This is a genomic window from Salegentibacter sp. 24 (assembly GCF_004362395.1).
Classification (GTDB): domain Bacteria; phylum Bacteroidota; class Bacteroidia; order Flavobacteriales; family Flavobacteriaceae; genus Salegentibacter.
On the sequence record NZ_SNWE01000003.1, the window covers coordinates 154,578 to 177,339 of the forward strand.

The 22,762-nt window shown below is 38.9% G+C and carries 15 protein-coding genes; all 15 read right to left on the minus strand.

The genetic code is table 11. The annotated features are described in order from the left end of the window. Nucleotides 1–34: 34 nt before the first annotated feature. The 15 genes from DET49_RS18645 to DET49_RS03300 all read right to left on the minus strand — a co-directional run bounded on the left by DET49_RS18645 (nucleotide 35) and on the right by DET49_RS03300 (nucleotide 22,637). Entirely contained in the window at nucleotides 35–1,867 is a 1,833-nt protein-coding gene (locus DET49_RS18645; protein ID WP_243729503.1) for a glycoside hydrolase family 125 protein, read from the minus strand. Nucleotides 1,868–2,080: 213 nt separating this feature from the next. Beyond that, nucleotides 2,081–2,905, minus strand: coding sequence for an alpha/beta hydrolase (locus DET49_RS03235; protein WP_133546712.1), 825 nt, complete (start codon nucleotides 2,903–2,905; stop codon nucleotides 2,081–2,083). Nucleotides 2,906–3,047: 142 nt separating this feature from the next. Beyond that, complete coding sequence (locus DET49_RS03240; RefSeq protein WP_133546713.1) at nucleotides 3,048–5,225, minus strand: GH92 family glycosyl hydrolase; 2,178 nt, start codon at nucleotides 5,223–5,225, stop codon at nucleotides 3,048–3,050. A 55-nt stretch (nucleotides 5,226–5,280) separates the two neighbouring features. Next, a complete protein-coding gene (locus DET49_RS03245; protein ID WP_133546714.1) occupies nucleotides 5,281–6,459 on the minus strand; it encodes a glycoside hydrolase family 76 protein in 1,179 nt (392 codons plus the stop codon). A 122-nt stretch (nucleotides 6,460–6,581) separates the two neighbouring features. Continuing rightward, entirely contained in the window at nucleotides 6,582–7,610 is a 1,029-nt protein-coding gene (locus DET49_RS03250; RefSeq protein ID WP_133546715.1) for a LacI family DNA-binding transcriptional regulator, read from the minus strand. Nucleotides 7,611–7,731: 121 nt separating this feature from the next. Then, nucleotides 7,732–9,321 (minus strand): family 43 glycosylhydrolase, encoded by a 1,590-nt coding sequence (locus DET49_RS03255; RefSeq protein WP_133546716.1) that lies wholly within the window; start codon nucleotides 9,319–9,321, stop codon nucleotides 7,732–7,734. A gap of 171 nt (nucleotides 9,322–9,492) precedes the next feature. Next, nucleotides 9,493–11,619 (minus strand): hypothetical protein, encoded by a 2,127-nt coding sequence (locus DET49_RS03260; RefSeq protein ID WP_208109606.1) that lies wholly within the window; start codon nucleotides 11,617–11,619, stop codon nucleotides 9,493–9,495. Nucleotides 11,620–11,853: 234 nt separating this feature from the next. Beyond that, nucleotides 11,854–13,353 (minus strand): sulfatase, encoded by a 1,500-nt coding sequence (locus DET49_RS03265; RefSeq protein ID WP_133546717.1) that lies wholly within the window; start codon nucleotides 13,351–13,353, stop codon nucleotides 11,854–11,856. Nucleotides 13,354–13,438: 85 nt separating this feature from the next. After that, entirely contained in the window at nucleotides 13,439–15,880 is a 2,442-nt protein-coding gene (locus tag DET49_RS03270) for a glutaminase family protein (protein ID WP_133546718.1), read from the minus strand. Between the two features lie 236 nt (nucleotides 15,881–16,116). Next, nucleotides 16,117–17,487: an alkaline phosphatase family protein gene (locus tag DET49_RS03275; RefSeq protein WP_133546719.1), complete on the minus strand. Its 1,371-nt coding sequence runs from the start codon at nucleotides 17,485–17,487 to the stop codon at nucleotides 16,117–16,119. Between the two features lie 4 nt (nucleotides 17,488–17,491). Beyond that, the gene (gene eboE, locus DET49_RS03280; RefSeq protein WP_133546720.1) at nucleotides 17,492–18,697 is read right to left on the minus strand and encodes a metabolite traffic protein EboE; all 1,206 of its coding nucleotides are present in this window, start codon (nucleotides 18,695–18,697) and stop codon (nucleotides 17,492–17,494) included. 3 nt (nucleotides 18,698–18,700) lie between these two features. Then, nucleotides 18,701–19,858, minus strand: coding sequence for a 3-dehydroquinate synthase (locus tag DET49_RS03285; RefSeq protein WP_133546721.1), 1,158 nt, complete (start codon nucleotides 19,856–19,858; stop codon nucleotides 18,701–18,703). A 29-nt stretch (nucleotides 19,859–19,887) separates the two neighbouring features. Then, nucleotides 19,888–20,793, minus strand: a complete 906-nt coding sequence (gene eboC / locus DET49_RS03290; protein ID WP_133546722.1) for a UbiA-like protein EboC — start codon at nucleotides 20,791–20,793, stop codon at nucleotides 19,888–19,890. A 20-nt stretch (nucleotides 20,794–20,813) separates the two neighbouring features. After that, nucleotides 20,814–21,725, minus strand: a complete 912-nt coding sequence (locus tag DET49_RS03295) for a TatD family hydrolase (RefSeq protein ID WP_133546723.1) — start codon at nucleotides 21,723–21,725, stop codon at nucleotides 20,814–20,816. Between the two features lie 9 nt (nucleotides 21,726–21,734). Then, nucleotides 21,735–22,637, minus strand: a complete 903-nt coding sequence (locus DET49_RS03300; protein ID WP_133546724.1) for an EboA domain-containing protein — start codon at nucleotides 22,635–22,637, stop codon at nucleotides 21,735–21,737. Nucleotides 22,638–22,762: the final 125 nt, after the last annotated feature.

A 22,762-nucleotide genomic window follows, 5' to 3' on the forward strand; every position in this document is an offset into this window, starting at 1 on the left:
GTTAAGCGGTAGATTTTCGGATTTATTAAATGATTTAAGCCAGTAAATGAGGTTTTTCCTGGTAGGTTTTCCATAAAAATTCCCCAAAGAGAGTATTTGCCCATGCGAACCAGGCCCTGGTAAAATCTGTCGGATCGTCTTTATGGAAAGTTTCATGCATAAAGCCTGTATTACCGTGGGTATTTTTAAGGGTATCTACACACCATTTGATCTCCTTTTCATCATTACTTGTTAGTCCTTTCATAGTGATGGACATTGGCCAAATCATATCCAGAGCCACGTGTGGTCCTCCTATTCCTTCACCAGCCGTTCCCTTAAAAAAGAAAGGATTGTCTTTTGACCAGACATAATTTCGGGTATTTTGGTAAATTTCATCGGTAGCATCCACCGCCCCTAAATATGGCAAAGCTAATAAGCTAGGGACATTGGCGTCATCCATCAACAACTTATTTCCAAATCCATCTACTTCAAAGGCGTAAATTTTACCATATTTTTTATGATCCACTATAGCATGTTCTTCCAAAGCAGTTTTAACTTCTTTCCTTAAACTTAATAATTCTTCAGACAGGGAGGAATCTTGCTGTATGTCTCGCATCATTTCAGCTGCCTGCTCCAGGCTAACTATGGCAAAGAAATTTGAAGGTATCAAAAAAGAAAAAACGGTAGCATCATCACTAGGCCTGAAAGCCGAACAAATCAGTCCTACGGGGTTAACCGGGTAACCATAACCCTGTAAAGCTCTGGTATCGGTAGCCTTTGTGGTTTCTCTTTGGAAAGAATATTCACCTCTGTCATTTTTTTTCTGCTGATCCCTGAATACATGTAATATGGACTGGATTGCTTTTTTCCATTCCTGGTCAAAAGGGGCGGTATCCCCGGTCGATTTCCAATAGTGATAACCTAACCTGATAGGATAGCATAAAGAATCAATCTCCCATTTTCGTTCGTGAACTCCAGGTTTCATATCTGTTTGATCTGAAAACCATTCCCCTTTTTTATTAGGATCATCATAAAATGCATTGGCATATGGATCCTTAAGAATATATTTTGTCTGGCGGTTAATAACCCCTGCAATCAGGTTTTTTAATTTTTCATCCTTATCTACGAAAGCCATGTAAGGCCATACCTGAGCGGAACTGTCCCTGAGTCCCTGGTCCTCATAGGCTAAAGGTTGTTTTGGAAAAACAGACGCTAAGGTGTTCTGTGCAGAATACTTTAAAAACATACCCGGATAATCATATAAATCAGATTCTGAAATTAAAATCTCATAATCCGAATCCGTTTCTAGTAGTACCGGTAGTGTACTCATATTGCTTTCCGGGGATAATTCACCTGGTGATACATGGCTGTATGGATGCTCATAGGAAGTTTTAAAGGATGGAGTTTGTTGAAGATGCATCTGGTAAGCATCAGGAATGTTTAGATGAAAATCTTCGTTTAAAACTTCAATTTCTCCGGGTTTTTCTGTTATAAACCGATAAGCAACCCCCTCATTATAAGCCCGGAATTCGATAGCGTAATCTCCTTCGAACTCCAATATCAAGTTATTGTAATGATTATTAATTTTTGAATATTTTAGAGGCACCTCAGGGCTATGGGTCTCTTCTACTGAATTAGTTTGCTGTCCAATTAATTCAGGTTTTTCACCTAACATTTCATCTTTGAGTTTCATCCCTAAAGAATTATTCTTAAGTAAAATATTGTTTTGAGCTGAGATGGTATAATATACTTTATCATCCAGGCTCACTGATAATTTCAATTCTTTATCTGGTGATTGTAACTCAAAATCCTGTGCCTTAGAATTAGTGCTCAACAGCACCAGGAAAAACCCCAAAAATGCAATTTTCTTTAGTTTTAATATCTCCATAACAAAAAGTTTAAATGCTAACTTAATTAGGTCAGTTTAAGGTTTACTAAATTTTATTTTAAATGCTAATATTTTGATTGCAAAGCCAGGCTTTGATAAGAAGCATGGTTTATTTAACTGCTTTTTTATCAAATAGAAAGCCTCCTTATATTACACCCTTTATTTGCCTTGACCATTTTCTAATATTATTCTGGCTTCTTTCAGCTTTAGGATCTACATTTTTTGGTTACTCCCCATTTTACTTTTCACAAAATCCAGCAATAAAGGAAATGCTGGGTGAGTCATGCCATGACCATATCCATCCATTTCATAAATTTTGATATCTTTTTGACCGTTTATTTTCATCATCCGGTAGAAGTAGGCGTTTTCTTCATACCTGCCGAGCATTTCTAACTCCCTGTCACCGGTAATCAATAGAATCGGTGGGGCATCCCCTCTGACATGGTATAATGGAGCCCAAGGGTCTATAATAGGTTGCTCGCCGGGAATACCCTGCTCTTTTCTAATGGTAAAGTGAGTGATGGTATGATCACTAAAAGGAATTAGACCTGCTATCTGGTTAGCATCTAAATCGTATTCTTTTAAAAAGGATTTATTCAAAACGCTCATCAGTGCCAGGTACCCCCCGGCCGAATGTCCGGAAACAAATATTTGACTGGGATCTCCATTGTACTTAGAAATGTTCCGTAGGACCCAGGCAATCGCCCCGGCAGCATCCCGGACACTGGTCTTTGCTTTTACCTTTGGTGACAACCTGTATCCAACACCGACAATACAATATCCTTTCCGGGTAAGCTGTTCTGGTATTTCTTTCTCTCCCCCTGTAAGTCCCCCTCCGTGAAACCAAATTATGACAGGAACTTTTTTATCTGTATCAGGATAACTAATGTCCAAAAGAGCCATCTCTTTCTGATATTCAGAGCTTGGGTCCTTCAATATTTCGTGGTATGGAATATTACTTTTTTGTTTGTAATTTAATTCCTGGGCGTGGATTAATACAGGTAGCAGAAGTAATAAAAAACGAAAGAGAAAGTTCATAGGATTGATATATGATAAATAGTAAAATTTAAAAAAATAGCTCACTACAAATTCAGGTCGTGGCAATACGCAGCCTCTGGATCCTTTTAAAAACTGGCTAAATTTATTAGGGTTTAACTATCAGTCTATTGAAAAAAATGAATTATTCAGTCACAAGCTCTACTTCTCCCCCCGTCTCAAATAAATTATGAGGAATGAAATAACCTTCCAGGTCCTGCTGGTCTACCATTATATTTTTCAATTTTCTTCCTGAATTTGGTCTCTTTATGGTCAAAGTTTTATTGCCAGGTAAATTCCATGTAACTTTTTCAAAAATGGGTACGGTAACTAAATATTCCGGATCTGCAGGTGACAAGGGATAAAGGCCCGAAGCCGCAAAAACATACCAGGCAGACATCTCTCCGGCATCATCCATTCCTGGAAGAGCTAGCCCTTCTTCGCCTACCCCATAGAAATTTTCAAGAATATTGTCAATTATCTTCTGAGACTTTTCAGGTTTATCTACAAAATAATAAGAAAAGGCAGCCTCATGATCGGGCTGGTTGCCGTGGGAATATTGTCCAATAAAACTAGCCACATTTCGCGCAATATAATCAGGGTTCCATGGCACTGAAAAAAGGGAATCCAATTTCATCTCAAATTCATTTTTACCCCCGTATAATTCAACCAGTTCAGGCATATCGTGCGGTGCATAAAAGGAAACCTGCCATGCATTTGCCTCCCGGTACATATATTCGTAATAGGGATGTTCCGGATTAAATGGACTGATCCAGTCACCATTCTCCAGTCTGCCCCGCATAAAATTAGTAGAAGTATCAAATACATTTATGTAATTTTCAGAGCGATCGATAAGGTCCTCATATTTCTGATTATCTCCAAGTGCTTTTGCGAGCTGTGCCACGGAATAATCGTCATAAGCATATTCCAGGGTTTTAGAAACACCGGCCTTCGCTTTAGTTTCTACACCAGGATTCTCCACATCTGGGTCTGAAATATATCCCTTTTCAATATATTCCTTAATATGCGGACGTGGACCACCTTCTTTATAAGCATTATTTAGTAGCAATTGGTAAGCCTTCTCAATATTAAAATCTTTATTACCTCTCAAATAAGTTCCGGCAATAAAGGGGGCTGCGTGATCACCATGGAAGAAAGTAGGAATAAAACCTGTGTTTTCACCTTTATTAATCAGAGATTTAATTATATCGGTGGTTACCTCGGGAGAAACTATACTTAAAAGCACTAATTTATTCCTATAAGTATCCCAGAAAGAGGGATTTGTATAATACTCAAAATCCTTTTTTACAACCTCCCCCTTTACATTTTTAAATTCCCCATTGACGTCACTTCTAAGGGCAGGCCAGAGAAAAGAACGATAAAACGAAGAATAAAACAGTTCGTTTTGCTGCTCATTACCTCCTGTAACTTCAATTGTTGACAGTAAATTTTCCCACTTCATATCGGCTTTTTTCTTTATATCTTCAAAACCAGACTTCCCGATTTCTAGTTTTAGATTTTCAGCAGCATTTTCAATACTCACATAGGATATTCCAATTTTAAGATTTACTGGTTGTTCTCCATCCTGCAGGTGAAGCATAGCGTACCCGTCCTTTTCACCACTACCGATAACATCGAGTTCCTCAATTTTAACGTTGGTCTGGGCATAGAAATGAACTTTATCCCCTCCAACTCTTTGAAAGCCCGATACCACAGAGTCATTATTCTTTTTTATTTCCCATTGGGAAACCCCATTATTTGCTTTGTCAAGGTCAAAAAGAATCTTTCTTCCAGAATTGTTTTCAAAGCTATATTGATGAAACCCACTTCGCAAGGTAGAGGTAAGCCTTACCCTGACATCATAATCATCTAAATAGACTTCATAATACCCAGGGGAGGCAAACTCTTTCTCATGGCTAAAAGTAGATTTAAATGGAGCTTTTGAATTTCCTGAAACCGGAAGAATCGGGATATTACACAAATTCCAGTGACCTTTATTGGTATGGGCAAAACCAAGTATTTCGGTGTCTTCATACTGGTAACCAGCTCCTGTTCCATACTCGGTTATCGGACTTAGCTGAACCATGGCATTAGGCAAAGATGATCCCGGAAAAACCAATCCCGCCCAAACCCGCCAGTTTTCAGGAGGAGTATAACCTATAAAATCAGGATCAGTTAAAGGAGCTGTTCCTATGAAAGGATTAACCAGAGAAGTGTAGGCTTTTTCTTTGATCTTAGCTGAGCTTTCAGGTTCATCCTGTTTGGAATTATTACACGAAAAAAGAATCACAGAAAAAACACAGGCTACTATAGTTTTTCTCATAAATATTTATTTAATGGGTTGGTTGGTTTAACTTTATATATAATCTTTGGCTTCTTTAAGATCCATTTAGTAATGCATTTGCCTCCATTAGCATAACTCCACTTAACTGGGTAGATAAATCAACCCTTCCACTTGGTTGGTCACTCCAGTTGGGCCCAAACAGCCCCTGGTCACTACGCCCGTTGGAATACAGGGTTTCAGCATTGAATTGTATAAATTCTTTGTATTGCTCTTGCTTCTCTACTGCTAATTCGGGATTTAAAGCCAGTTGGGTTAAATACCTCACCAGGATTCCTTTAAATAAGCCTCCATCGCCCTGTCCTTCATTTTTTAAAATTCCACCCGTAGTCAACTCCCCTGAGGAGATCACTGAATTTGCAGATTTCATAGCGTCTTGTAAATAGACCGAATTGCCGGTTGTTTGGTGCAACAAATTGGCTGCCCCAATATAAGTTCCTACATTATAGGTAAAAATCCAATCCCGGTTAATCACCGCCTGTCCATCCTGGAAATTTATATTATCCCAGACTAAGCCTGTATCCGGGTCTACCAAAGTATTTTTCAACCAGTGATAAATATCTTTTGCCCATTGAAGATCTTCCGGGTCCTGGTCGATTTGATAGAGATAAAGTGCAAATATTGCGGCGGGTCCATTAGAACAGGCATTTTTACTATTGGGCGTATCGGTTTTCCAGGCAATCCCACCCCCGTGGACATCACTCCAAGCCTTTTTTACTTCCACCCAAAGCAAGTCGGCCACTTCTTTATAACTTTCATCTCCGGTCTCCTCATAGGCTCGCAAACTTGCAATCCCTAGCCATTCCATATCATCTATAAAGTCATTTTTATACCGGTTCCCATTTCGTGTTTTAATTCCTTCTAATAATGCCTTCATTCTCGGGAGATAGGCATCATTTCCGGATCTTTTATACCCATCGACAAGAACGTCCAACATATGAGCATTCCACCAATAATTAAAATTTTGATTTCCTAAATTATCCTGGCCAAAGGTTCCTGCTGAGCTCAGATAGGTGTCGTAGGTAATCTGTTGAAATTTTTGGGATACTTCCCCCCAATCACTAACCTCTTCTTCAAAGTCCTCTTCATCTTCATCAGGTTCAGAGGGGGTTTCATTTTCCTTTTCTTCAACCTCGGGTAGATTCTCTCCATCGGTTGAACAAGAATTCAGAAAAAACAATGTTAAAAAAAGGACTCCTAGTCTTACTATTTTCATATTTCCCGTATTATTTCAATTGAAACGTCTTTTATATTAATGTTAATAAAATCACAACTAATATACTAAAACGATTTAGTTATACAAGCCAAAAAAAGCAAATCTTCCATAATAATCTTAATTTATCTATGCTGACTTGAAACTCTAGGTATAAATTCGGTATTTAAGGTAATATTTTTCGGTTCTGAATCTTTAGCAGGCTTCTTGAGAAGCTGTAACATCACGTTCATCAAATTAACGGCAATCTCCTTTTTTGGTTGTGAAATTGCAGAAATGGATGGAGTATGGATTTTAAAGAATTCATGATCATCAAAGGTTAAAATGCCCAGCTTCCCTAAAAGTTCAGGAAAGCTTTCATGTAAAACTTCCAAACCACTCTGGGTTAGATAATTGGTGGAAAACAAGATAGCATCCAGATCATTTGCTTCCAGGAATTTTTTAATTTTAAGTTTCTTTTGGTCCTGACCATTTTCATGGAATGCTATTCTTAAAATATTGCTGTTCAAATCCTTCTCTTCAACGGCAATCTGATAACCTCGCATCCTATTTACCATTTGGTTTTGCTGGGTATCGATGGTAATAAAACCAATTTTTTTATAACCATTTTCGATAAGATGTTTTGTTCCCTGGTAGGAGGCATGTTCATTATCAATCACTACATAATTAGTATCTAAACTGGGAAAATATCTATCGAACAATACTACAGGTATCCCCTCTTCTATAAGTGACCTTATATCGTTTTCAATTCCAGGACTCGGTATAATTATGTACCCGTCGATCTGTCTATGCTTAAAAATATTTATAAGGTCTCTAGCCTTTTCATCATTGTTTTCATTACTACAAAAAATGACCTTATACCCTTTTTTATAAGCTAAATCCTCAATAATTCGAGCAATGCTGGCAAAAAACTGGTTAGAAATGTCCTCCACCATAAAAACTATAATTTTGGATTTTCCGGTGCGAAGACTTTTTGCCAGCTGATTGGGTTGGTAGTCAATTTCCTTTACATATGCCAAAACTTTCGCTATCATTTCGTCGGAAATTTTTTTCTCCTTGGCCTGGCCATTAAGCACGAATGATACAGTTGTTACGGAAATATTTAATTTTTCTGCAATCTTCTTTAAAGTGTACTTTTTACTTTTTTTTATCATCTTAACATTCACTAATCAGAAAAATTCACTTCCCTACTTTAGATCTCTAAAATTTTAAAATGAATTTAAAAAACATATATCGGTCAAAATTAGAAAAATCATTAGTAAAAATTAGGCATTTTTAATCTTTTTTTAATGGATTGATATGAAAGGCGTTGAATTTTGCTGTTTTATTTTCTTTTCCTTTAACAGTTAAGCCTATTCGAACCGCCCTATCCCATGGGGGAAGGTAATATCCATTGACAAAATTATTTTTTACATCCAATGGTTGCCAATCACTGCCTTCTTCCCTCCAGGAAAACGAATATTTTTCCCCATCATTTACCAATAGCTTTAGTTCAATAGCTCCCTTTGTCTGGGTTATATTCTTACTGACAAGTTTTTCTCTCTTAGCATCTTTAACTTTCCATACGAAGACTTCCTGATCCGAGACACTTATACCCAGGGCATTATGCACATCGCCAATTGCACTTAATCCTGCTTCAATATTTCCCGTGGGAATGTTAAGCTTTGTGGTGGCCTTATAATCCGGGCTTAATGTCCGCCTGGCCAATACAGCTCCAATATTGTCCTCATTGGCCTGAATTATTAAAGCATCGTCCTGGAGTTTAAATTCCGGCTTAATTCCTACCGGCCACTGCCAGTATGGAGAAAGATCAGCAGTAGAAAAATCCGCATGATACTCCGGTATTTCGGATCTTTCAGGCATTTTAAAATCAGCAGCTTCATCCTTAAATTCCGGCCATCCTGTTTTCTTATTCCAGACTACCTCGCTTATTAGTCCCTGTCGGCCGGTATAAACTGTACCATTCTTATTATAAGCATGGTATAAAAAGAAATACCTGCCATTATTATCCTGTACCATAGATCCATGACCGGCACATTTCCAGTTCTCAGTTTCCTTCTTTAATGGATTTTTCTCGTATTTTTCCCAAGGACCGCGTAAATTTTTCGCCCTGGCAACACCTATCCCATAGGTGCATCCCCGGCCACAACAGCTATCTCCAGAATAAAAAGTATAATAATACCCGTTCTTTTTCAATAAATAGGCTCCCTCCACCAGGTTTCCTTCCCAGGTATCGGGTTCATTTCTAAAAAGCTCAAAGCGTTCTCCAATTAATGCCGTTCTATCCTCATTCATCCGCTGTCCCCACATTGGAGTTGGTTCGCCCCTGCTATTGCCATCTTCCTTCCAGATTAGAAATAAGTTTCCTTCTTCATCTCTTATTTGGAACCCATCTATGGCTCCTGCTTCCTGACAAACTATTGGCCCGTGATCCTTATAAGGCCCTGTAGCCTTATCTGCACTGGCCACCCCTACACATAGAGGACCATCCTTCTTTTTGGCTGTATAATAGATGTAAAATTTTCCATTATCATAAGCAATTTCTGGAGCCCAGAAATGAGCTTCTGCCCAATCCGGACGTTTATCCGGGAAAACATGTCCTTTAATTTTCCAGTCCTGAAGATTATCAGAATGCAAAATAGGAAATAAGGGCGCCCATTCTGAAGAGGTAGCAGTAGCCCAATAATCATTGCCCTTTCTAACTACTGAAGGATCTGCATAATCCCCGGGTAATACAGGATTTGTAATGCTTGTTTTTTCCGTGGAGGTGATCTCTTCCTTACTGGATTTATCACCGTTTTTACAGGAACTAAGAATTAGAAAAAAACAGCTAATAATTAAAATGGGGTTAGTAAAATATTTCATACAAACAGGTTTATATTTAACTTTTTTGAACTTATGCGTCTTTTTGATATTTTGAGTTTACAAGGTGCTAAAAGTGAATAGGCACAATTTAACCGGCTAATTATGGATAAAACTATCCGAAATAATCGGTAGTATGATACACGCATCTTAAACTGATTTTTTAATTTATTTCTATTGCAACCAAACATTTTGAGTAAAGGCTCCATTTACCGCTGCGTCCCATACCTCTACTCTTACCCATTTGCGATTTTTAAGCCTGGTGTTGAAGGTGAATTCCTTGTTCCCAAATGCCTGGGTTGCCTCCATATTTATTCTTTCACGAAAAACCTCTTCCCCGTCCCCTGAAATTATCTCTACAAAGCTTAAGGGGAAGGTCCAGTCTATTTTTAAATTAATTTCTGCGTCCCCGTTGTCATTTAAAACTATCGTTTCTCCCGGTCCCTTTCCATTGACTTGGAAAACCGGCAATAAAACTTCTCCGGTTGACACAAAGAATTTACCAGCTTCCATGGCATCCAATACAGGTTGCCATCCCTGCTCAAAAGAAGGCAGCTCATCAAGTTGCAAATAATTGATGTTCATATTGCCATATAATTCATAATCTGGTTCAATCTTAAAAAGATCTGCCTCAGCGATCACATATTTTTTATTTCCATCATTGGACATATCGTCCAATACATCCAGCACTCTGGATCCCAGTCTGTCTTTCGATAAATCAGCAGGCATAGCTTTCCAGGCCGCCCCGAGGAATCTATCAGATTTAAAAAAATCTTCCTCCATATACTGATCAGGAAAGCCTGTAGAGCCTTTTATTCTGGCATGGGCAGTCCAAGCTAATCCATTCTCGATTTCTAACAATTTTAGCATCTCCTGCTTGTTTCCCACACGATAAACCGTTCCATATTCTGGATGCTCTTCAACAAAAGCCTGACCTGGTTCCCTGGACATTATCCAATAAACCGGTTTCGGAAAAAGGTTCATCCAATGTCCCCCAAAATGGCTATTTGGTTCTTCCCCAGGAAGCATGAGAAAATCACCACTAGATAACCTGGCACACTCTTCAAACATCTTTTTAAATTCCAAAAGTCTTCTTGGACCTTTATCTCTGGGGTTTCCTGCTAAATGGAATTCCCCCAAATGCATAATGTTGACCCCTGTATTTCGTAAAGCTTTCACGTGACCGGGAATTTCCGGAAGCGGTTTATGAGTCAGGACGTCCATTACATGTTCAGTATGAAAATGGCTGGCCATGGTATAGGAATCCTGTAATGGTTTATAGGAATCTCCATGAGTAAACCGTTTAACCTTTTCTAAAATCTTCCCGTCTTTTTGATCGTCCATAAGGAAGAAGAAATTCAAACTTTGTTTACTGCCCGGGGGAGCATTAAACCATGGTACATGGCGACGATCACCCAAAAGCTCATGCCTGATGCCAATACCCGATTCTGAAATCATATCCCGGTAATTAGCACCATGCCATACATATTTGAGGTTATAAGCATTATCGAGAGGGTAAAAGTATTGATGAGGAGGTGGAAATACCGCAATGCTGCCATTGTCTGTTTCCCCTATAATTGCGCGGTACTTCACGGCCAGGTTCTCGCTTTCAGAGGCAGGATCTACAGAAGCTCTCTGTAAATAATCATCCGTGTCGGACCAAAAGATCCTTTCCCAGTCAGGACTTACAAGGCCGGCATCATAGATTATAGCTAATGAATCTTTTTCAGATGACATTACAGCCGCCATATTTACCAGTGGACTCCCATTAAATAATGTGATTTCCAAATTTCCCTGAAAGCTTCCTGCAGTTACTTCAGAAATTATCACTTTCGTTCTGGAACCATGGGTTTCCACATTAACCTGGTCTCTGTCGAGTTCAACCCGATATGACCTATGAGGTTTATATGCTGTTTCATCAAAAAATATATTCCACCCCCCCCTTTTTTCCAAATCCCTTTCTCCCACTGTTAGAATAAAGGCAGGATCGACACCGGTTATAATTTCTTTAAATATTCCTTCTTTACCAAGTTGGATACTTTTAAATAAAGGTTTTTCCTGGTTAAGGTTTATATCAAGTCTGCCATTTTGCTTCTCGCCTGTTGGCCAGGTTATATTTAAAACCTCATTAACCACGCTGGCGGCAACTTGGTCTTCCCCATTGAACTTATTTAAATCCACATTTGTCTGTGCATTCATAGTCAGGATAGAGACCAGTAGGACTAAACACCAGGATGCTTGTCCTTTCCTTAAGGAATGCAAGGAGAGTGATGGAAGAAAAACATTTTTTACAATAGACATGACTTTGAATTTTCGGTTATAAATATTCCCCCCCCTTGCAATCATTCTTTTTTAATACATCAATCTAAACAGCAACAGGGATACTACAGTTTTTGTCAAATTTGCAGGTATCATCCTACAATTTTAAGTCGAAAACTTTCCCATTAATAGCTTTAAAAAACAAAGCATCTTTCTAGTTCATTGAATTATAAATTCTCAACTGCCTTAGGGTCTCTTATAATGATATTCTAAAAATTACGGAAGTTTCTTAGCTTCCGGATACTGATTTAAAATCGATTCCATTTCAGAGACAATACCAGGCTTCTCAGCGGCAATATTCCTGGTCTCCTTCGGATCAACTTTATAGTCATACAATTCATAAAGATTCTTTTTACTCTCATCCTGCATATGGGTCCACCTGATCATTCTGTATCTATCATTACGTATAGCCTCTCCTAGATATCCACCCATTGGAAAGGCATGATAGACATGATCCTTTATTTGCTGGGAACCATCTTTTAACACGGGAGTGAGGTCAATCCCATCTATTGGTTGGGGACCACCAGGGGAATTAAGACCTGCAAGCTTTGCCAGGGTCGGATAAATATCTACCGATTCAGCAAATTGATTAGTTTTGGTTCCCGGGGTAGTAACTCCAGGTACTTTAAAAATTAAAGGAATACGATTTGCTTGTTCAAAATTGGTATGTTTAGTCCAAATTGCGTGATCTCCTAAATGCCACCCATGATCACCCCAAACTACTACTATAGTATTTTCATCCAGTTTTAATCGTTCTAATTCATCTATCACTTTTCCAAACTGAGTGTCCATATAACTTATACTGGCATAGTATCCATGGATCAGTTTTCGTTTTAGATCATCGTCATATACATCCTGGTGCTGAGGAACAGGAAAAAACTGGGACATTTCATGTCCTCTCTTCCGGGTAAACTTTGGGGATCCTTCGGGGGCCTTCTCATACTGGGGCATCGGTAATTCATAGGGATCATAGAAATCCCAGTATTTCTTCGGGATACTAAAAGGAAGGTGAGGCCTGGCAAAACCTATAGCCATAAAAAATGGGGTATTCCTGTCATCGCTGAGTTCTCTGAGGCGATCTATGGCATGGCTGGCTACACGGGCGTCAGCATAAGCTTCATCAAGAACATCAGGAGATTCCCAGGCCGCTCCGCGTGGCAATTTATGATTGGGTGGTGAATCTTTAATATACATTGCTGTATTCTCAAAATATGCCTCTTCCCTGGTAAGCTGCCTATTTGTACTATTAGGATCAACATACTCAATAACCTTTTCCTTATAATGAGGAATAGTCCAGGAGGCCTGGTCATTGGTATTTCCGTGACCAATATGAAAAACCTTCCCCATGGATTCTGTATGATAGCCGGCTTTCTTAAAGTACTGCGGCAGGGTAACGGCTTCCGGTATAAGCTCACGAAATTCCTTTCCAAAATTATATATCCCGGTACTTGTGGAACGTGATCCTATTAATAGGTTATATCTTGATGGAGCACAAACGGCCTGGTTTGCATAAGCCCTGTTAAATACCATCGCCTCATTAGCAAACTGATCAATATTGGGACTTCTTACAACAGTATCGCCATAAGCTCCCAGGTTTGGTTTAAGGTCATCGATCATAATTAAAACCACATTAGGCCTAGATGCTTTCTCTTGGGCTACGCTACAAGAAATCGACAAGCAAACCGTAACCAGGAAAATTATTCTGTCAAAATGCATATTCAATGTATTCTATCGCTTTTTATATTCTAATCTAAAAATTTCATTACCAGGCCGCGGTAATTTACTATTGGCTTGCAAAAGTTTATTCCCAGTGGTCTTCCAATAACTTAATAAAATAGCCTCCCACTACACTTCTGGCTTTAAAACCTCTTACTTCTCCGGTATGGGTCCAGTGCCAGTCGCTCATAGGAACTCTATCCGGAGTTTCCGTTGCAAACTTGTAGACAGGATTGGCAAAAAATTGAAAGTCTTCCATATTATCGGTCAGCGTAGCAGTCCATAAAATCCAATCTGATTTCGAATATTCACTTCGATTATCCAGGGGTAAACCATATTGGTTTTGCTTAGTTTTATAATAGGCCAATTCCTTTTCAATAACTTCATCCGGAAAAACATCCAGGTCCATTACTTTATCCCAAACAAGGTTATATTTTTGACTCCAGGTATTTTTATCATTAAAGGTAAGGGCATAATGATCCCCAGCATCTGCTAATTCCATCCATTCTCTTGCCATTGTTTTAGCCATTTTTGTGTACTTCCCGGCAACATCCTCTTTCTCCAGTTCATCCGCCAGATATCCATAACTTGCAATAGCCATAATGGCTTTAATAGAAAGATTGGCATTCCTTGCCAGGTGACCAGAAAAATCATCTGTTGATAATTGGTTTTCGGGATCAAGTCCTTTTTCAGCTAAATAATTTGCCCAGGTAGTTAAGGTCTCCCAGTGTTCCCTGGCATATTCAGCATTACCTTCCGATTTCGCTATGGCCGCCGTTAGAATAATCATATTCCCGGCTTCTTCTACCGGCATATCCTCTCCATAAGTTTGCCCTGTCGCAATTGGATATGTACCTAAGTCGTGGGCTGGAAAGGGTTTCTTCCATTTCCCGCTTTCACTATAATAGAATATACCATTTAACATTCCTTTCAATAAATCAGGATTATAAATAAGGAATAAAGGAGCTGAGGGATAGGTGACATCCACGGTATTAACAGATCCGTTACTGTTATTTTCTTTGGATAAGAATAGAAGATCCCCCTTTGGACTCTCTAATAATTTATGTGCGGCAATACTTTGACGGTAAGCAATCTCCAGTAAATGTGCATAATTTTCTCCACCGGATTCCAGACCATCTTCATAGAGTTCTTCATCAAAATCACGGCATTCTTCAATTATATCCTCATAGTTGCTGTAAGCCTTTTCCAGTTCAATTTCCAATGAGCTATTCCCATCCTTATTCCAGTATGGCCTTAATTGTTCCCCAAAATAATTTATGGAATAAATATCATCGTATCCTAAAAGGATTAAATGCTCTTTTTCAGAATGGATGGTTTCTTTGGGAAAAACCGTTGCTAACATTAATTTTTCTCCGCTTGGCTCAGATTCACCGGTTTCCCCCTCAAAAAAGTTATTCTTCGCCTGGGCTGCAGGGATTACCATCTGCCTGGCATTAGAATCTTTTGGGGCAGCAACATACATATAACCCCAGTCGATCCTCAAATCATCTCCTCTTTTCTCAAGGATAGGTTGAGATTTAGTGCCAGCCTTTAAATATGTCAAGCTAGGGGTAATTGATTTTTCAGTCATCACTTCCTGAGAATTTTCGTTTACAGCTATTGATGAAGAGGCTCCAAAATATACCTGAACAGCGTGAGGTTTATCATCATTAGGTCTGACCTTTGTGGAAATATAAGATACCGGTCTTGAAAATATATCAAGATTGTCCATTAATAAAGGGGAAGTAAAGGTGAGCTCCACATCAACTCCTCCACAGGTAAGGCTATATATTGTCTGAGTGGCATTAAATTCCACAGAATTTTGCTCCGCCACCAGGGTTTTATGCTGATCTACTATTTCTTCGGCCAACCCAAAATCCAACCATTGTCCTCCGGCAGTATTTTTAATATGAATGGCTATAATATTGTTCTCTGCTTTAATTTTATTAATCACAGATTCGGAAATTTCATGATATTCAAAATTACTGGTCCATCCGTCTCGCTTAAATATTGGGTCTCCGTTTAAAAATACTTCAATATTGTCATCGTGGTGTAATTTCAAGAAAAGCTTTTCTAGATCCGTATTTTCTAAATCAAACTCTCTTCTTACCCATAAATCTTCACTTTCCCAGGCAGTTGCTGCGTTAGCATTTTCATCCCCATATGGAGCCTGTGCCCTTTCCCAGGAAGAATCATCAAAAGAAACTTCCTCCCAACCAGGCCCTGGATTTTGCTGCGTGATCATAGCGGAGAAATTATCATCTTTGGATGAAGATAATATCCATTTAAACGATTTAGTTTCCTTGCCCAAAAAACGATAGTTTTTGCCATCAACATTAATATATCCAATAAGCGAATGGTCGGTTCCTGTCCAATGCTTAGTAGGCTGGGCATTAATTTCATCTGTAAAGGACCATATACTTAAATAGGGGTCATGGGTAACTAAAGGATAGGCAGGGGCCTGTCTTTGTTGGGCATTTAAAAAAAAGGAAAAGATTAAAAAACTGAAAAGAATATAATTTTTCATCGTAAGACTTATTGTTATCATTTTTATTATTGGTTCCTATTAATTTGTTTATCAGAAGGTCGGTACATTTAGTTTAAAAACTTGTTAGGTTACAATCTTCTAATCACTATAAAGACATGTTCAAATCAATTAAGTTAAATCTTCGAAAGAGGGGTACATTATGCTAATCTCTTTTATTCACCAGATTTTTTATTCAAAATCCAATAAATTTAGTTTCTATAATTGATAAACGCAAATCATAGTAAATGTTTCAGTATAAGATTATAAACATCCGTCGCCTCAATAGTTGGATCCATCGTCATTTTTTGATTTTGACTGATAAACATAGGCCAGTTTTCTTTCTCCAGGTTTACCCTTCCATGCGATCCTTTCACTAAATGCGCATTTAAAGGAATTACGTCCATTAAATATCGAAAGCCTAATTTCTTTTGAAGTAGTTTAAAAGCGATCTTTCCCTTAAGGAACCTGATACTGGGATCTGCGAAAACCTCCACCGGATCATAGCCTGGTTTGCGATGAATATCTACTGTGCGGGCATAATCTGGTGCTTTTTTATCATCTAACCAAAAATAATAGGTAAACCAGGAATTTTGATCCGCCATCACAACCAGATCACCCGCCCGACTATGATTGAGATGATGTTCCTTTTTACCTTCCTCACCCAAAACTAAATCGATTCCCGGAGTATTGTTTAGAAGCTCGAATATGGCAGGGATATCTTCGGGATTTCTCACATACACATGGGCCAACTGGTGATCTGCCACAGCGAAGGCTCTGCTAGCCCACGTATCAAGTGTTTCATGCCCCAGTTCATCCTTTACCGTTAAATATCCACTGCTTCGCAACAGCCTGTTAATATGAACTGGATTGTTTACATCTGTAATCCCATATTCTGAAACTATAATAACTTCGGCTCCCTGATTTTCGTAATACGTGATAAGATCCTCGCAGACGCTATCAATCTCCTGTAAATCTTTTCCAATCTTCGAAAAATTAATTCCTTCCCTTTGCAGATTGTAATCCAGGTGAGGCAGGTAAATTAAGGTAAGGGTAGGATCATGCCATTTATCTACCATCATAGAGGCATTAGCGATCCATCGGGTAGACTCAATATTGGCATTGGGACCCCAAAAGGAAAATAGTGGGAATTGTCCAAGTTCATCTTGTAATCTATGACGCAAATCCATTGGTTGACTATGGATATCGGGTATTTTTAAACCATTGGCAGGATATAGCGGACGGGGAGTTACGGCATAATCTACGGTAGAATTCATATTAAACCACCAAAACATATTCGCACATGTAAAGTCAGGATCCTGCTTTTTTAATTCTTCCCATATTTTAGGGGCCTGAACCAGCTTGTTTGACTGCCTCCAAAATTTTATTTCATATTCATCTCTAAAGCACCATCCATTGCCCACAATTCCATGTTCAGCTGGATATTTTCCCGTAAAATAAGTCGCCTGCGAAGAACAGGTAACTGCCGGTAGAATCGGTTTAATATTTAGTTGTTTCCCCTTATCAGACCATTTTTTAAGAAAAGGAGTGTGTTCCCCAATTAATTTCTCAGATAAAGCTACAACATTAAGAACTACTGTTTTTTTCATACGCTCAAAAATTATTCTTTACCCATTGAAGTTCCCTTACAATAGAATCTACTATTTCCAACTGAATATCATCAGGTAAAACATCCCAGGTATATGTTTCTACTTCCAGATGATCGGTAAGCTGTTCCTCTTTTAAGTATTCCAGTACCTGAACAATATCCTCCTGGGTAGACTCCAGCTTTCCATATGAATTTAGGAAAACTGGCACGTGAAAATGAGTTCGCCACTCCTTTGCTCTTGGATTGTTCAGTTGTTCCAAGGCCTGAGGTAAATCAGGATAATGTGTCAGAGCATTCTTGAAATCACGTTCTACAACCTGGTGAAGGTAAGTTGATTCAACAAATGGTGTTAGGGCGTCCAGAACCCATTTCCGCGCTTCTATTTCTTCGGGCAATTGCACTTTTAAGGAAGCGCTTAGTTGGATTTTCCCAACCTTGATACCCTGCTTTTTTAGTTTTTGAAATACTTCCTTCGGTTTTTCATATACAATGGCAAAATGACAAACATCATAACATAATCGAATATGATTTTTCAGACAGTTATTTGCCTGATCAGGTGATAAATTTAGTCGTTGTTTTAAATAGTCAGTACTCAGGGGAATGAGCCACTCATTATACCAGTTAATCACCTCTTCTGTATTTTCCAGCAGTCCATCTGGTTCAGGTTCAATATCAAGGTGCAGGGTTTGACCGCTTTTTTGGTACCTGTGATACAAGTTTTCTGCAATTTTCACAATCTGCAGCGTAGCATTTTTTAAAACTTCATCCTTATTCTTCTCAGAAGCAGGCCAATATTTGTATGAAAGCGGGGAGGTGGAAATTCCTCCTGTAATTCCCTTAGGTAGTAATGCTGCTAATATCTCAAATAATCGAATGGTATAATTAAAACGTTTGTTGGTTGTCCAATCAGGCTGATGTACTTGATCCTTAACTACCTGATGATGAAAATCTCCAAAGGGAAAACCATTTAAGGTGAATACATAACAATTGTTTTTCTCCAACCAGCTTTTAAAATCTGACAGATTTTCCTCCTTCAAAAGAGACCTACTCGCCCTATCGGAAAGACGTAGACCAATACCAAAAGGAGCATCCGAAGACACTTCTTTTTTTATAGAAGGTATATATTTTTTTAGATTCTCAAAGTGATCCCCCCAGGTTTCCCCTGGATGAATATTCGTGCAATAAGTAAGATGGTACCCGCTTTGCAACATACATCATGTATTTAATTCGAATTTTCCTTCTTCAAAGTCCCTAAGGTGCTCTGCAGCTAATAATATAAGATCTGTATCCATTTGATGAACCTCAACCCCTTTTCCAATATCGGATAACAACATAATGGTTAGCTCCCCTCCTAAATGCTCACGAAATTCTTCCAATCCGTCACTAAGAAGATGCTTCTGTGAAAGTTCTGGAATATGAACTACAAAACCTAATTGCTGAAATAAAGATATAATGCGGTGCAGAGCGCTATAGGAAATCATTTTTTTAAGATAGGAGTAAGTAGCATCTAGAGCAATTCCAATGGCAACTGCTTCCCCGTGACGCAGCCTGTAATCGGTAAGCTGCTCTAGTTTGTGTGCTGCCCAGTGTCCAAAATCAAGTGGTCGGGAGGAACCCATTTCAAAGGGATCCCCCCCGGAAATATGATCCATGTGCATCTTGGCGCAGCGATAGATCAATTCCTCCATTGGTGGTATTTCTCTTTCTCTTAGTCCCTCTACACTAGCCTCCATCCATTGAAAAAAAGAAGCGTCTTTTATCAGTGCTACTTTTACAGCTTCTGAAATACCACTTCGCCAATCCCGGTCCTCCAGGGTTGGTAAAAAGGTATTGTCGTTAATAACTGCAAAGGGCGGAGCAAAAGTGCCTAAAAAATTTTTTTTCCCATAGACATTAATACTGTTTTTTACACCTATCCCGGAATCGTTCTGAGCTAAAACAGTAGTAGGAATACGGATATGCCTAATCCCCCTATGGGCGATTGCCGAGGCAAAACCAGCCATATCAAGAACTGCTCCTCCTCCGATAGCCACTATGAATGAATGCCGATCAATTCCATTTGCGTTACAAGCCTCTAAAATTTGGTCTACATACTTTTTAGTGTTTTTTACCTCCTCCCCTCCTGGAACCACCAAAGGATCAGCGCATAATACTAAACAAGCCTTATGAGCCTGTGCATAAGCCCTAATTTCATTAAGAAGGTCAGGATGCTTGGCAACCACTCCATTGTCTACCACAAAATACACTTTGGATTGTTGATGCTGACCTATTACTTCTGCAAATAAGGGATTCTCCTTCTTGAAAACATTTTCAGAAAAATGGACAGTATATTTAAATGGAACAGAAAATGTCTGTTGGATTGATCTTTTCATTTTAAAATTTTAATAATGATCACCCGTATTTAGGTGACAGAAAATTTTTTTGCAATTCCCACCGATACTGGCAGCAAAAGGAGTACTAGAATTCCAAAAATCCAACCGGCGAACGCGGCTGAAAGAGCCGCATTGAGAACCACAAGAGAAAGTATTCCGGCTTTAACGGCCTTCTTTATCAATTGAGGCTCCTGTAGCTTTAAAGCACTAATTACGGGAGGAAAGATTAGAAAAGAGAATAAAAGTACAAATGGAATTCCATGCCACCAATCTATATTGGAAAATATAGAAAGAAATACTAAGGCGAAAATTATTATACTATACATCACAATTCCACCAATTATAACTTTTTTGTTACCTCCAAAAACCTCTCCCCTGCTGATCATAGTAATGGCCGCAATATAAATAATAGGAATGATAGCTACGAACCAGAAATCCTGAAGGGCCTCCGGCAGGACGCTTATGCCTAGTAATAAATTTCCACCTCTACATAATCCCATATTAAGCGGCCCAAAAATCAATTGGTGTTTTCCCCAGGCATCATATAAAACAGCTAAAGTGGCGACAATAACAGCAATAATTCCACTAATAAGTGAAACCTGCCACGCAGCCGCAATACCAGTAATCAATAAGGTTCCGGCTAGCAAACTAGCACTTGCAATACTGGCTTTACCACTTGGAATAGGTCTTTCAGGACGTTCTCTTCGATCTAATTCTGCATCGAAAACATCATTAAAAACAATTCCTCCGCCGTACAGACCGATAGTTGATAGGATAAGCCATAATAAAGAATCAAAAAGTGTACTATCAATAAAATCTGCTGAAAATAAATGCAAAGCCGCACCCGAGATCGCGAAACCAGCTAATATATCGGCAATTGCAGTTATTATATTGGCAGGACGCATCAATCGTAGATGAGCAAGGATGGTTTTCATTAAATACTTTTATACAATTTCTAATTCTCCACAATATCCGAAGAAGCACTTCCTTCAACTCTTGGAGACTGTCCTCCCCTTAACACCGTATTGCCAGCAAGTTTGCTGCGCTGGTCAATGGGCTGAGCCTCCAGCCAATCCTTTTCTTTCATCTGGCCACTCTGTCCATATGCCGATAAGGCATTTTGATAACAGGCAAGATGAATATGTTCATCTTTTATCCCCTTCTCTTTCATTAATCTAGCCGTCTTAGGCACTGCCAAAGGGTCACTTATTCCCCAATCAGCTGCACTATCCACAATAATTCTTTCAGCTCCATACTGGCGAATAATCTCTACCATTCTTTCACTTCCCATTTTAGTATGTGGGTAAATAGTGAATGCTGCCCAATAACCTCTATCCAAGACTTCCTTTACAGTTTCCTCATTGTTATGGTCTACTACGACCATTGATGGATCCAATCCGTGTTCTTCAGAGACATCCATACTTTTAATAGTTCCTCTTTTTTTATCACGATGAGGGGTGTGGATCATCACGGGAAGATTGACCTCTTTAGCCAGGTCCAGTTGTAAACGGTAATATTTATCTTCTGCTTTTGTCTGGTCATCATATCCGATCTCTCCTACGGCTACCACACCTTCTTTGCCTACATATAAAGGCAAAAGCTCCATGACCTCTTCAGCTAAGGCCTCATTATTGGCTTCCTTGGAATTTAAACCAATAGTACAATAATGCTTTATACCAAATTGACTTGCCCTAAAGCGTTCCCAACCTACAAGACTGTTGAAATAATCCTGAAAACTTCCAACCTTGGTTCGAGGTTGGCCAAGCCAAAAGGCAGGTTCAATGATAGCCACTATACCAGCCTTCTGCATTGCTTCATAATCGTCTGTTGTACGTGAACTTACGTGTATATGAGGATCTATAAACATATAATTATTTTATGATTTAATTTTATTTTCCTGCTGCTGACCTATCATTGTCCAGGTTATACGGCCTGCATCAATGTCCTTTCTAATTTCAGGATATTGAGCCAGTAACTTATCAGCTTTTTTGTTATTACTTGACGCACAAGCCAGCAGAGCTGCTTTCTTTTCCAGTGAGGCACCTGTGTTTACGGTTTTTTCTATATCACTAAAACTATTGTCGTCCATAAATGGTGCAACAAAACGCCATAATTCCGGGGAAACCCAGCGATGGGCAGCCCATCGTTCATGGGCAAAATCTATTAACATCCTGGACAGATCTGAATTGGCACGCTCATCAGCATTATAAATTCTATACAAAGGTCGTTGCATAAATACCGCTTTTAACACCATCTGATTCCAGGCAGCCTGTGGAAGAAATTCCGTAGGAAAAGGATTATTTAGTGCAATAGCATCAAAAACAGTGGTAATATTAGTACGTATTCCTTCTATTGCCAGCTTAACCAGAAAATTAGGATAAGGAAGTATCGGGAGCGTACCATAAAGGCTTACCTGTTCTTCCATGGTAGCCGTTTCAAAAAGTTTGATTAAACCATTTTCGTAGGCTTCCCTTTTATGGTTGGCCAGTATAAGTAAGAAATAAGAGCGAACCCAATGCAGCTGATCCCAGTTTTCTGGATAAAATCCACTACGGAGGTTATTAGCCTGTTTCAATTCCTGCCCACTTAGAAGCAGCGGTTTTTTCCTAATCGATCGTGATGCGGTGGAAAAAGCAATGTAAAATGAACTTAAATTCAAATTACCTTCGATCTTTTCTTTTTTCTGACTAATCCATTTCAGCTCATCTTCTTCAAGATGATTAGTGATTACCGAATCAAAAAAAATAATCATTTGCAAATTATCTACCTGATAGGTCATCTGAACTTGATTTTTTCAAACTTACTTATAATTACCTTAATCAGAAAAAACATTCATAAATTCCCGGCGACTGCCAGAGATTAAAATGTTCCCTCTTTGGCTACCCGGTCACTACTTAATTTTTT